This is a genomic window from Citricoccus muralis (assembly GCF_029637705.1).
Lineage (GTDB): Bacteria > Actinomycetota > Actinomycetes > Actinomycetales > Micrococcaceae > CmP2.
On the sequence record NZ_CP121252.1, the window covers coordinates 790667 to 803779 of the forward strand.

General features: G+C 58.4%; 8 protein-coding genes and 3 rRNA genes. 3 read left to right on the forward strand and 8 right to left on the reverse strand.

Annotated features, from left to right (window positions below; genetic code table 11):
- Nucleotides 1-131: 131 nt before the first annotated feature.
- The 3 genes from P8192_RS03595 to rrf all read left to right on the forward strand — a co-directional run bounded on the left by P8192_RS03595 (nt 132) and on the right by rrf (nt 5632).
- Nucleotides 132-1661, forward strand: a 16S ribosomal RNA gene (locus P8192_RS03595).
- Nucleotides 1662-2245: 584 nt separating this feature from the next.
- Nucleotides 2246-5354, forward strand: a 23S ribosomal RNA gene (locus P8192_RS03600).
- A gap of 161 nt (nt 5355-5515) precedes the next feature.
- A 5S ribosomal RNA gene (rrf, locus tag P8192_RS03605) occupies nt 5516-5632 on the forward strand.
- The 16S, 23S and 5S rRNA genes sit together here, the layout of an rRNA operon.
- Before the next feature lie 147 nt (nt 5633-5779).
- Here rrf and P8192_RS03610 read toward each other — a convergent pair.
- The 8 genes from P8192_RS03610 to P8192_RS03645 form a co-directional block, all read right to left on the reverse strand.
- Entirely contained in the window at nt 5780-6406 is a 627-nt protein-coding gene (locus P8192_RS03610) for an ATP-binding cassette domain-containing protein (protein ID WP_278158566.1), read from the reverse strand.
- Between the two features lie 109 nt (nt 6407-6515).
- On the reverse strand, nt 6516-7322 hold the full coding sequence (locus tag P8192_RS03615; protein WP_270105186.1) for an ATP-binding protein: 807 nt from the start codon (nt 7320-7322) through the stop codon (nt 6516-6518).
- Nucleotides 7323-7330: 8 nt separating this feature from the next.
- Nucleotides 7331-8914 (reverse strand): IS21 family transposase, encoded by a 1584-nt coding sequence (gene istA, locus P8192_RS03620; RefSeq protein WP_278156880.1) that lies wholly within the window; start codon nt 8912-8914, stop codon nt 7331-7333.
- 134 nt (nt 8915-9048) lie between these two features.
- Nucleotides 9049-9192 (reverse strand): ATP-binding cassette domain-containing protein, encoded by a 144-nt coding sequence (locus P8192_RS14490; protein ID WP_431521135.1) that lies wholly within the window; start codon nt 9190-9192, stop codon nt 9049-9051.
- Between the two features lie 64 nt (nt 9193-9256).
- Nucleotides 9257-10479, reverse strand: a protein-coding gene (locus P8192_RS03630; RefSeq protein WP_278158568.1) for an IS3 family transposase whose coding sequence is annotated in 2 segments (ribosomal slippage) — nt 9257-10206 and nt 10206-10479 — 1224 coding nt in all. Because the reading frame shifts where the segments join, the coding sequence is not laid out codon by codon here.
- Nucleotides 10480-10530: 51 nt separating this feature from the next.
- Complete coding sequence (locus P8192_RS03635) at nt 10531-11373, reverse strand: ABC transporter ATP-binding protein (RefSeq protein WP_278158571.1); 843 nt, start codon at nt 11371-11373, stop codon at nt 10531-10533.
- A complete protein-coding gene (locus P8192_RS03640; RefSeq protein ID WP_278158573.1) occupies nt 11370-12167 on the reverse strand; it encodes an ABC transporter permease in 798 nt (265 codons plus the stop codon). The genes P8192_RS03635 and P8192_RS03640 overlap by 4 nt, the downstream gene beginning before the upstream one ends.
- Nucleotides 12164-13111: an ABC transporter permease gene (locus tag P8192_RS03645; RefSeq protein WP_278158575.1), complete on the reverse strand. Its 948-nt coding sequence runs from the start codon at nt 13109-13111 to the stop codon at nt 12164-12166. Before P8192_RS03645 ends, P8192_RS03640 begins: the two co-directional genes overlap by 4 nt.
- Between the last annotated feature and the right edge of the window lie 2 nt (nt 13112-13113).

Below are 13113 nucleotides of genomic sequence, written 5' to 3' on the forward strand. Positions count from 1 at the left end.
TTGATGCCAATTTTATTTATTGGTAATTACTTCTCCTGGGGTGCCTCGTCGCTCTCAGGGGAGTTTTTGCTGGGATTTTGGGGCGTGCTGGTTTTTCCGGCTGGTGCGTTTCCTTTTTCTTTTTGTATTTTTTTACGGAGAGTTTGATCCTGGCTCAGGATGAACGCTGGCGGCGTGCTTAACACATGCAAGTCGAACGATGAAGACTCCTGCTTGCAGGGGTTGGATTAGTGGCGAACGGGTGAGTATCACGTGAGTAACCTTCCCTTGACTCTGGGATAAGCCCGGGAAACTGGGTCTAATACTGGATATGACCTTTCACCGCATGGTGGAAGGTGGAAAGATTTATCGGTCTTGGATGGACTCGCGGCCTATCAGCTTGTTGGTGAGGTAATGGCTCACCAAGGCGACGACGGGTAGCCGGCCTGAGAGGGTGACCGGCCACACTGGGACTGAGACACGGCCCAGACTCCTACGGGAGGCAGCAGTGGGGAATATTGCACAATGGGCGCAAGCCTGATGCAGCGACGCCGCGTGAGGGATGACGGCCTTCGGGTTGTAAACCTCTTTCAGTAGGGAAGAAGCCTTTCGGGGTGACGGTACCTGCAGAAGAAGCGCCGGCTAACTACGTGCCAGCAGCCGCGGTAATACGTAGGGCGCGAGCGTTATCCGGAATTATTGGGCGTAAAGAGCTCGTAGGCGGTTTGTCGCGTCTGCTGTGAAAGCCCGGGGCTTAACTCCGGGTCTGCAGTGGGTACGGGCAGACTAGAGTGCAGTAGGGGAGACTGGAATTCCTGGTGTAGCGGTGAAATGCGCAGATATCAGGAGGAACACCGATGGCGAAGGCAGGTCTCTGGGCTGTTACTGACGCTGAGGAGCGAAAGCATGGGGAGCGAACAGGATTAGATACCCTGGTAGTCCATGCCGTAAACGTTGGGCACTAGGTGTGGGGGACATTCCACGTTTTCCGCGCCGTAGCTAACGCATTAAGTGCCCCGCCTGGGGAGTACGGCCGCAAGGCTAAAACTCAAAGGAATTGACGGGGGCCCGCACAAGCGGCGGAGCATGCGGATTAATTCGATGCAACGCGAAGAACCTTACCAAGGCTTGACATGTGCCAGATCGCCATAGAGATATGGTTTCCCTTTTGGGCTGGTTCACAGGTGGTGCATGGTTGTCGTCAGCTCGTGTCGTGAGATGTTGGGTTAAGTCCCGCAACGAGCGCAACCCTCGTTCCATGTTGCCAGCGGGTTATGCCGGGGACTCATGGGAGACTGCCGGGGTCAACTCGGAGGAAGGTGGGGACGACGTCAAATCATCATGCCCCTTATGTCTTGGGCTTCACGCATGCTACAATGGCCGGTACAATGGGTTGCGATACTGTGAGGTTGAGCTAATCCCAAAAAGCCGGTCTCAGTTCGGATTGGGGTCTGCAACTCGACCCCATGAAGTCGGAGTCGCTAGTAATCGCAGATCAGCAACGCTGCGGTGAATACGTTCCCGGGCCTTGTACACACCGCCCGTCAAGTCACGAAAGTTGGTAACACCCGAAGCCGGTGGCCTAACCCTTGTGGGGGGAGCCGTCGAAGGTGGGACTGGCGATTGGGACTAAGTCGTAACAAGGTAGCCGTACCGGAAGGTGCGGCTGGATCACCTCCTTTCTAAGGAGCTTTCTTCAACACGTTTTTGCTGGGTCGCCTTGGTGGTGGCCTGGTGGTGTTGGGGTGTTGTCCTGTTTCATCGCCGAGTGTGTGGTGGCAGTGACTGCTCATGGGTGGAACATCAACATTCTTTGTGCCGTGCTAAGTGCATGGCTGGCGATCCTGGTAGTACTACTGATGCTTTTTGAGTGTCGGGTGTGGAGGCCGTGGGTTGTTGGTCGTGGTGTTAGGTGGGTTTCTTTGGTGCACTATTGGGTCCTGGGATAACAGGACTGGCAAAGTTGTTTTGCTGGGACGATGGTTGTTCTAGTTTTGCCTGTCGCATGGGCTGGCCTGCTGGTTTTGGTGGGTTGGTTGGTGTGTGTGGGTTGTTGTTTAGGTAACTATATAGTGGACGCGAGCATCTTATTTTTGTGACACATGCTGCGTTGAGTGGTGTGTGTTAGTCGAGAGTATTTGTTTGTTATCTGTGTGATGACCGCATCATCATCATGGCTGGCCGGCCTCTTTTTGGGGTGGTTTGGTTGTGTGTGGTGTGTGGTTGTTTTTAGCTCATTATTTATGATGATGGCTTAGTGTTTTGTGGCTAAGTTGTTAAGAGCACATGGTGGATGCCTTGGCAGTAGGAGCCGATGAAGGACGTGGGAATCTGCGATAAGCCTGGTGGAGTTGATAACCGAGCGTTGATACCAGGATGTCCGAATGGGGAAACCCCGCACGACGCGTTCGCGTGTTCGTGTGACCGCTGGTTGAACACATAGACCAGTTGGAGGGAACGCAGGGAAGTGAAACATCTCAGTACCTGCAGGAAGAGAAAACAACAGTGATTCCGTGAGTAGTGGCGAGCGAAAGCGGATGAGGCTAAACCTGGAGCGTGTGATACCCGGCAGGGGTTGCGTTTCAGGGGTTGTGGGAGCATGCGTGATGGGTCTGCCGGCCTGTTGCAGTTGGTGCGCGTTGAGACGAACAGGTTTGGTTGCCTGACCGTAGAGGGTGGAAGTCCCGTAGTTGGTCTGCGTTGCGCTGCTGGTGTGTTTCCCGAGTATCACGGGGCCCGAGAAATCCCGTGTGAATCTGCCAGGACCACCTGGTAAGCCTAAATACTTCCTACTGACCGATAGTGAATCAGTACCGTGAGGGAATGGTGAAAAGTACCCCGGGAGGGGAGTGAAATAGTACCTGAAACCATGTGCTTACAATCCGTCAGGGCCTGGATCTTGTGTCTGGGTGATGGCGTGCCTTTTGAAGAATGAGCCTGCGAGTCAGTGATACGTGGCAAGGTTAACCCGTGTGGGGTAGCCGTAGCGAAAGCGAGTCTGAATAGGGCGTTTGAGTCGCGTGTTCTGGACCCGAAGCGGAGTGATCTACCCATGGCCAGGTTGAAGCGTGTGTAAGAGCACGTGGAGGACCGAACCCACTTAGGTTGAAAACTGAGGGGATGAGCTGTGGGTAGGGGTGAAAGGCTAATCAAACTCCGTGATAGCTGGTTCTCCCCGAAATGCATTTAGGTGCAGCGTCGCGTGTTTCTTCCTGGAGGTAGAGCTACTGGATGGCTGATGGGCCCTACAAGGTTACTGACGTCAACCAAACTCCGAATGCCAGGTAAGTGAGAGCGCGGCAGTGAGACTGTGGGGGATAAGCTTCATAGTCGAGAGGGAAACAGCCCAGATCATCGGTTAAGGCCCCTAAGCGTGTGCTAAGTGGGAAAGGATGTGGAGTTGCTGAGACAACCAGGAGGTTGGCTTAGAAGCAGCCACCCTTGAAAGAGTGCGTAATAGCTCACTGGTCAAGTGATTCCGCGCCGACAATGTAGCGGGGCTCAAGCACACCGCCGAAACCGTGACAATGAACCGTTTGGTTTGTTGGGTAGGGGAGCGTCGTGTACGTGGTGAAGCCGCAGTGTGAACTAGTGGTGGAATGTGCACGAGTGAGAATGCAGGCATGAGTAGCGAAAGACGGGTGAGAAACCCGTCCGCCGGATGACTAAGGGTTCCAGGGTCAAGCTAATCTGCCCTGGGTAAGTCGGGACCTAAGGCGAGGCCGACAGGCGTAGTCGATGGACAACGGGTTGATATTCCCGTACCGGTGGTAAACCGTCCATGCTGATCTGGTGATACTAACCACCCGAACCTGCCTAGATCACCCTTCGGGGTGACGTGGCAGGGGAGCGTGGGACCTGAACTGGGGAGGCAAACGTATTAACAGGTGTGACGCAGGAAGGTAGCCAGGCCGGGCAATGGAATCGTCCCGGTCTAAGAGTGTAGGGTGTCTGGTTGGTAAATCCGCTGGGCGTGTGCCTGAGACTTGATGGGCTCCCACGATGTGGGAGATCTGGTGATCCTATGCTGCCTAGAAAAGCATCGGCGTGAGGTTGACACTGCCCGTACCCTAAACCGACACAGGTAGTCAGGTAGAGAATACTAAGGCGATCGAGAGAATCATGGTTAAGGAACTCGGCAAAATGCCCCCGTAACTTCGGGAGAAGGGGGGCCCCAACCGTGACACCTACTTGCTGGGTGGAGCGGGTCAGGGCCGCAGAGACCAGGGGGAAGCGACTGTTTATCAAAAACACAGGTCCATGCGAAGTCGTAAGACGATGTATATGGACTGACTCCTGCCCGGTGCTGGAAGGTTAAGAGGACCTGTTAGCTGCACTTGTGTGGCGAAGCGGAGAATTTAAGCCCCAGTAAACGGCGGTGGTAACTATAACCATCCTAAGGTAGCGAAATTCCTTGTCGGGTAAGTTCCGACCTGCACGAATGGAGTAACGACTTCCCCGCTGTCTCAACCGTGAACTCGGCGAAATTGCATTACGAGTAAAGATGCTCGTTACGCGCAGAAGGACGGAAAGACCCCGAGACCTTTACTATAGTTTGGTATTGGTGTTCGGTATGGCTTGTGTAGGATAGGTGGGAGACTGTGAAGCCCTCACGCTAGTGGGGGTGGAGTCATCGTTGAAATACCACTCTGGTCATAGTGAACATCTAACTTCGGCCCGTGATCCGGGTCAGGGACAGTGCCTGATGGGTAGTTTAACTGGGGCGGTTGCCTCCTAAATGGTAACGGAGGCGCCCAAAGGTTCCCTCAGCCTGGTTGGCAATCAGGTGTTGAGTGTAAGTGCACAAGGGAGCTTGACTGTGAGAGTGACAGCTCGAGCAGGGACGAAAGTCGGGACTAGTGATCCGGCGGCTCGTTGTGGAACGGCCGTCGCTCAACGGATAAAAGGTACCTCGGGGATAACAGGCTGATCTTGCCCAAGAGTCCATATCGACGGCATGGTTTGGCACCTCGATGTCGGCTCGTCGCATCCTGGGGCTGGAGTAGGTCCCAAGGGTTGGGCTGTTCGCCCATTAAAGCGGTACGCGAGCTGGGTTCAGAACGTCGTGAGACAGTTCGGTCCCTATCCTCTGCGCGCGTTGGAGAATTGAGAAGATCTGTCCTTAGTACGAGAGGACCGGGACGGACGAACCTCTGGTATGTCAGTTGTACCGCCAGGTGCATGGCTGATTGGCTACGTTCGGGATGGATAACCGCTGAAAGCATCTAAGCGGGAAGCCGGCTTCGAGATGAGTTCTCCTTACAACTTGTTGTGTGAGGTTCCCAGTAGATGACTGGGTTGATAGGCTGGGTGTGGAAGCGCGGACTAAAGACGTGTGGAGCTGACCAGTACTAATAGACCGAAGACTTAATCACAATTTTTCACTTGTAGGTAACAAGCGTTGTTTGCGTCCACTGTATGGTTATGTGAACACCAGCCCGTTGGGTTTGTGTGTTGATAATTGGATAGAGTGTAGTGTGTGTTTGTAGCATGCCTTGGTTTTACCCGCCCCGTTGTGGGGTGTGGTTGGTAGAGTTACGGCGGTCATAGCGTGGGGGAAACGCCCGGTCCCATTCCGAACCCGGAAGCTAAGACTCATTGCGCCGATGGTACTGCATGCGGGAGCGTGTGGGAGAGTAGGTCGCCGCCGGACATTCTTTTTGAGTGGTGTGGGCCCAGTACGGTGTTGTACTGGGCCCCACCCATTTAAGCAGTGAACTGCCCCGTCCTTTCGAGGACGGGGCAGTTTTGTTTAAGCGGTGGTTCCTTGGTGAAGGCAGATCGTCACGATCGTGGTGGGCTAGGCGCTGAAGGGGCCGCGTAGTGTTGGCTGAGCCGCCAGGAGCTGCTGAGTGTACAGATGCTGAGGGGCAGTGAAGATATCGCCCACAGGCCCCTGCTCCACGGCAGCTCCCTGGTACATGACCAAGACCTGATCACTCATGTGCTCCACCACCGAGAGATCGTGGCTGATCAGCAGATAGCTTGTTTGCTGTTCGATCTGGATCTCGTCCAGCAGATCCAACACAGTGGCTTGGACGGACACATCCAGGGCCGACACCGGTTCGTCGAGAATCAACACCTCAGGCCGGGCAGCGAGTGCTCGGGCAATGGCGAGCCGCTGTCGTTGCCCGCCCGAAAGTTCCCACGGTTTCCGATGAGATGTCGTCGTGGCCAGGTGGACTTGATCCAGTAATTCGTGGACTCTGTCTCGGGCAGCCGGTCGTCGTCGGCTGGTGCCGCGGGTGACAGCGTCGGTGAGCACCTCGCCGACCGTATGCCGAGGATCGAACGAGCCCAAGGGGTTCTGATAGACGGCACCGATCGCGGTACGCAGCTGGCGTCGTTCACTCTCATGAGCTGGAACGAAGCGCTGCCCTTGGATGTGGACCTCGCCGTGATCGGGTGACTCCAGACCCAAAATCATTGGCGCATAGCCTTAGATGAAAGCGCTGGTCTGGGTAAGTGGTAGCGGAGTTCTGACGACCGGGAAGCACCTCTATGGTGCTTCCCGGTCGTCGGTTTCTCGAGTTTTTCTACTCCCAGTAGCCAGGGGCCGCTCGTGTCTGTTCACCTTGGTGGCGCCGCATATCAATGTCGCCAAGGTTTATCGTGCGGGCATTATTCGCCAGTCGATTGACGATACTATCCGCAGCGATTCTGTCAGGGAGAGCTGAAGCCCAGTACGCGGGCCCGGTTTGAGAAGCGATCATGGTGGCTGCCCGGTGTTCTCGGTTTGCCAGTATCGCGAAAAGATCGTTCGCGGCTTCAGGGTCAATACCGACGGTCAGGAAATCGTCGATGATGAGTAGATCCGCATCAGATAGCCGGTTCAACAAGGCCTGATGAGCGATGCCATCGCCTCGAGCGATGACGAGACGACGAGCGAGCTCGTCCATGCGGGTGTAGAAGACTTTATGCTCGTTGTGACATGCCGCTACGGCAATCGCGCAGGCAATATAGGTCTTTCCTCCTCCTGTGGGCGAGGTGATCAACAGGTTAGCGGTCTCATTGGCCCAGTCATGTGCGGCGTAGCGGGCCATCCTGGCTGGGGTAATGTTCCGTCCTTCTTGATAATGGATCTCCGCGATCGAGGCCCGCATGATCGGTAGCTGAGCAGCCAGGAGCAGTTTCTGAATGTTCTTCACTCTTCGCTGGTCTAAAGCGTCATCAACGGCCGCCAGGAATATTTGCTCCGGGGTCAGGTGGTCGTTGCTCTCATCGATGATGAGTTCTTCGAACTTCGCAGCCAAGTGAGTGATCCGTAAGGTACGAAACTTCTCTTTGTCCTCGGTAGTGAACACTGAATTCATCAAGGCCGGGCTCGCCGGTGTCGTGGTCATGGCGCTGTTCACCGTCCCTGCTGGTAGTAGTCAGCTCCACGCACGTAGATCTGTGCTGGATCGAGGGTATCGACGGCCGGCTGGGGCTTGATGGTGGCGGCTGCTGGCCTGTGTGGCCGAGATGTTTTCGTATCAGAATCAATGGCAGCCATGAGTCGCTTGAGTCCGGAATAGCTGGCATACCCACCCAGGTTGGCTAACTGCGTGCACGCAGCCTCGAGGCGTTGCTTATCGCGCTTGCCCAGGGACTCGAGAATGTTCTGGCACTCCAGATACCCCTGAGCCTCGATCTTATGGCGGTCTAAGACCGCGGTGATGATCTCCACGGTGGCCGGCCCAAACGCGGCCGCCCGACGGATAAACCAATCACGAGACCACAAGCCAGCGACGTCTTGGTGCTGGAGGGGTACATGCGCGGAATCAGTGGAGTACTGGCCCCGGCGGCCGTGTTTTCGTCGGTGCTCTGCAACGATGGCATCGCCATCGAAGATACTGACCTGTTGATCCGTCAGTCGTGCTCGCAGCAATTGACCTGCGAGTCGGTGAGGCACTGAGTAGTGCTGATAATCGCAGGTCACATGATAATTCCGTCCCACTTTGACCTGCCGGTATTCAACATCTTCAAACCCCTCAACAGGCAAGCCTCCCAAAGCAGATGCCTCTTCTGCCATGAATCGTTCGGCCCTGGTGGTCCCATCAGCCCGGCGGATCTCTTCATTGATTTCCCTCATCCGAACAGCGATCGCGGTGTTGAGCTCGGTCACGGTCGTGAAGACGTCTTCGCAGAGATATCCGATGACTCGCTTGTTGATCACCTGAACGGCAGATTCTACGGCGGCTTTGTCTCGAGGCTTGCGCACCCTGGCAGGCACGATCGCCGTTGCGTAGTGATCGGCTAACTGCTGGTACTTCGGATTCACGACCCGGGCAGACTCACCTTTGGTAGGGCGGTGAGTAGCAGTGGGCGCGTTATCAGGGACCACAATCTGGGGCACCCCGCCGAAATACTCGAAAGCTGCCTTGTGAGCGCTCAACCACGCGTTCATACGCATATCAGTGCATCCTGTGCAGTACACCAACCCCGAGTACGGCAACACCGCGACGAACAAGTAGACCTTGGTGATTTCACCGGTGACCGCGTCGCAGACCTGGAGGGTGTCACCGGCCCAATCGATGAATACCGCCCGCCCCGGTTCATGGTGCAAAGTGGCTACAAGATCGTTTCTTGCCGCGTAATCGCTGAAGAGGTGGCAGTACTGAGAATACGAGTATTTCCGCAGTTCGGAGGCCACACCGAGATAAGTTCTCCACCCCTGGAGCAAAGTGAAGTGACGGTTCGAACGCATCGATGCCACGACCGGGCCGAATTCCGGCGCTAGATACTCACCTGCAACTCGTCGGCGCCGATCGGGGAAGAGTTCCTCTACCCGTTCTACGGTCATGACAGCTACTTGATCACCTGTGAGGCCGTGCTCCTTGATCACCGCACGGGCTTTAGCGACGTCTCGTTGAGAACATCCTAAGGACTCAGCGATATCTCGATAAGACCGCGACTCCAGCAACAGAGACATGATCTTCTTGTAATCAACCACGATGAAGGCCTGCTTCCATGAATCTAGAAGAGAAAGCAGCGCCGGACGACGCCGCTACTCCTCAGCAGACCACAGTGCTACCACATACCCAGAACAACGCTTCCAGGTACCCAGACCAGCGCTTTCATCTAACGCTATGCGCCAATCATGCGTGCCGTAGTGGTCTTCCCGGAACCGGATTCTCCCACCATGCCCACCGTCTGTCCGCGGTCAATGCGAAAGCTGACGTTCTGTACGGCAGTGCGCCCCTGGAAGGTCCTGCTCAGTTGATTCACCACGAGTGGGAACTTGTTGCTAGAGCTTGTGGGCTTGCCCGCAAGTTGTGGACATGTTCTTAGTTCATCAGGCCGTTGCCTGAAGTCTTTCTATCTCACCGGCTGACTGCTGTTCCCTAAGGGAATGTTCGTATTCCACCGGCGGGAGCATCCCGAGGGCCGAATGCAGTCGCCGACGGTTGTAAACCTGCTCAATCCAATGAACGACCCCAGCACGAGCTTCAGCCCGGGTAGCCCAGACACGACGGTCATAGAACTCGGTTTTCAATTTGGAGAACACGCTCTCTGCCATCGCATTATCGAAGCAAACCCCGGTCCGGCCGACTGACTGAGCCAAGCCCAAATCCCAACAGACTTTGTACGTGTCTTCACTGGTGTACTGGGCCCCTCGATCCGCGTGAAATACCAGGCCATCAGGCTTGTGATTCTGCCGGACCAAGCACGCTCTTCGCAGCGCGGATTCAATCAGCTCGGAGTTCTGCACCCTCGACATCGACCAGCCCAGCACGCGCCGGCTATGGGCATCGGTGACCAGGCACAGATACAGCCATCCTTCCCCGGTACGTAGATACGTCACATCACTGATCCAGACCTTGTCCAGTTCGCCTTGATCCCAGGTGCGCTTCACCCGATCTGGAATGCGATGCGGGCGTACTCCAGCGATCGTGGTCACCGGGGAGAACATTCGTGGGCTGATCCCTTCCAACCCCTGACGACGCATCGACGCAGCCACCGTTTTCCGATTGACGTTGATCCCTTCTCGGCCGAGTTGAGCACTGATCCGAGGCGCTCCATACACGTGACCAGACTCGGCATGAACGTCGCGAACCTTCGCGTCGATCTGTCGTTGACGTGCCGCACGCGGCCCGGGAGGACGACCTTCGCGACCGACCCAGGCGTAATAGCCCGAGGCGGAGACTCCTAATAATCGCGCCATGCGCTTGATTTGGTGATTGTGCTTCTCCACGTGCATCAGTTCAAACCGTTCCGGTCCTGACGCTTCTGCGCGAAGAAGCTCGCGGCTTTTCCCAGGAACTCATTGTCCTTTCTGGCCTCGTAGAGTTCCTTCGTTAGCCTCGCGTTCTCAGCTTCAAGCTCCTCGACGGTGCGTCGTTTCGTTGGCTGGCGAGACTCGCGCTCGATCTTCACCCACCGGCCAAGTGACTGTTCTCCAACGCCGATCTCTTCGGCGACAGCTCGGATGCTGCGATCGGTATCGATCACCAATCGAGCGGCTTCTCTTTTGAATTCCGGGGTAAAGCTCCGGCGTTTACTCGTCATGGTTCTCATCGTGACACCTTCCTGGTAACAGCCACAGCCGCCACCTTGCTCAGATGTCCACTAATTCAGGGTAAGCCCACTTGGCCCTGTTGGGGGCGTGCGGGGGGTGGTGGTGATGCTGAGTGGCTGATGGCGTGGAACCCCGGTGGGGATGGCACGCAGCAACATCTGGGTGTATGCGTGCTGTGGGTCTTCTAGTACTTGTGCGGCCGGTCCGGCCTCGACGATTTCACCCTGACGCATCACGGCAATGTCGTCCGCGACCTGGGCGACTTGCGCGAGGTCATGGCTGATCATCAGCACGGCCCGTCCCTGGTGTTTGATGCCGTTGAGCTGGTCGAGGACGAGTGCGGTAAGCCGGGTATCCAACGCCGTCGTCGCCTCATCTGCGATCACCATGTCGGGATCACCCAGGAGTGCTTGGGCAATGAGCGCGCGTTGGCGCATGCCGCCGGAGAGCTGTGGGCTGCGCTGCTGGGCCCGATAGGCGGGTTCGTCCATCCCTGCATCGGTGAGAGCCTGGATGACCCGTTCGTGCCGTTGGGCGCGGTTGAGCTTCGTATGTTCTCTGAGGAGATCCTCGATCTCGCGGTGAATGGGGCGCAGCGGATCCAGCGCCATCAGGGCGTCCTGCAGGATCATCGAGACGCGGGCCCCGCGCAGGCGGCGCCATTGCGGGTCGGTGAGGTTGCGGGCGTCTTGGCCGACCACGGTGAGCTCCTTGGCGTTGACGCGTCCACCGGAGAGCCCCAACAGGGCGCGGGCGGTGACGGATTTCCCGGACCCGGATTCTCCTACGAGTGCGAGGCAGGAGCCGGCCTCGAGTGTGAAGGAGACGTTCTTAACCGCGGTGAGGGCGCCGAAGCGGATGGAGAGGTTCGAGACGGAGGCGACGGTGGTCATATGGTCCTCACTCGTCCGCCCAGGGCGCGGCCGATCAGGGTGGTGCCAGCGGCGACAGTGACGATGGCTAGGCCGGGGAACAGGGTCATCCACCAGGCGAAGTGCAGATAGGTGCGCCCGGCGGCGAGCATGGCACCCCACTCAGGCTCGGGTGGGGGAGTTCCCAGGCCGAGGAAGCTCAGGGCGGAGGCCCAGATGACGGCTTGGCCGACACCGAGGGTGATGAGCGCGGTGAGGGATCGCAGCGCGTTGGGAATGAGGTGGTTGGTGGCCTTCTGCCAGGGGGTGCGGCCCAGCACGGTGGCGGCTTCGAGCATTTCTGAGCCACGGAGATGGCGGATCTGGGAGCGGACCAGGCGCGCATAGCCGGGCGCCGTCGATAATCCGACCGCGATGATGGCGGGCCAGGTGCCGGGGCCGGTGAAGGCGATAATCAGCAGGGCCATCAGCAGTGACGGGATGGAATAGAGGGCTTCGAGGGTGCGCAGCACGACGGCGTCCAACCAGCGCGGGGCCATGGCGGCCAGGGTGCCGAGGACGACGGCGATGCTCATGCCGAGTCCGGTGGCGGCAAGGCCGATGAACAGGGAATCGCGGGTGCCGTGGATGACGCGGGAGAAGATGTCGCGACCGGATTCGTCGGTGCCCATCAGGTGCGCCCAGCTGGGGCCCTGGAATGCGTCGGTGGGGGAGACCGCCAGCGGCGGGTAGGGGGAGATCCAGCCGGGGGCCAGCGAGATGACGGCGAGCAGGGCGCAGAAGATCAGGGAGGCGAGGGCGGCGGGGCGGCTCATGCGTGGCTCCGCTCGGGGTCGAGTGCGCGTTCGGCGGCTTCGGCCAGGGCCATCACCACGATGTAGATCAGCGCGGAGAAGATCGCGATGCCAGTGACCATGGGGATGTCGCGCGAAAGCACAGCGGAGAGCAGGGCACGACCGAGGCCGGGGCGGGCGAAGACGGCCTCGACGACCACCGCACCGGAGAGTAGCGACGAAAACGCCCAGCCGCTGAGGTTCACCGCGGGCAGGGAAGCGTGGCGCAGCCCGTGGCGCCAGAAGACACTGGACCGGCTGGCCCCGCGAGCCCGGGCGGCCAGAGCGAATTCGGAGCCCATCGCCGTCGTCAGCGAGTCGCGCATCACCTGGGCCAGGAACCCGGCCAGCGGCAGGGCCAGCGTGGCTGCGGGCAGGATGAGTCCCGCCGTCGTGCCGTTATCCACTGACGGCAGCCAGCCCAGTGCCGAGGAGAAGATCAGGATGAGCACGGAGCCCAGCCAGAAGTGCGGGACGGCGGCCGCCACGACCTCTAGCAGGGTGCTGACGTGACGGCCGATCGCCCCGGCCCGCAGCGAGACCAGGGCGAACCCCAACGCCAGCCCCCAGGCCAGGACCAGGGCGATGACGGCCAGGCGCAGGGTGGCTGGCAGGACATCGCCCATCACCTCGGTGACCGGGGTGCGCAGCGCGTAGGAGGACCCGAAATCCAGCCGGGCGATGTTACCCAGGAAGATCAGGTACTGCACGCCCAGCGGTCGGTCGAGACCGTGCTGGGCTCGGGCTGCGGCCAGGGCTTCCTCGGAGGCTTGGGAGCCCGGTCCACCCATGATGGCCTCGGCCGGGTCGCCGGGGATGGCGCGAATGCCGAGGAAGATGGCGGTCGCGACCAGCCAGAGCACGACGACCGCGCCGAGCGCGTGCCGTGCCAGCCAGCGGAGACTCCCCAGGGCGCGCCGCGGCATCG

Coding starts and splice junctions, on each gene's coding strand:
- P8192_RS03635 (WP_278158571.1), bottom strand. CDS start 11,373: ATGACCACCGTCGCCTCCGTCTCGAACCTCTCCATCCGCTTCGGCGCC.
- P8192_RS03610 (WP_278158566.1), bottom strand. CDS start 6,406: ATGATTTTGGGTCTGGAGTCACCCGATCACGGCGAGGTCCACATCCAA.
- P8192_RS03615 (WP_270105186.1), bottom strand. CDS start 7,322: ATGACCACGACACCGGCGAGCCCGGCCTTGATGAATTCAGTGTTCACT.
- P8192_RS03645 (WP_278158575.1), bottom strand. CDS start 13,111: ATGCCGCGGCGCGCCCTGGGGAGTCTCCGCTGGCTGGCACGGCACGCG.
- P8192_RS03640 (WP_278158573.1), bottom strand. CDS start 12,167: ATGAGCCGCCCCGCCGCCCTCGCCTCCCTGATCTTCTGCGCCCTGCTC.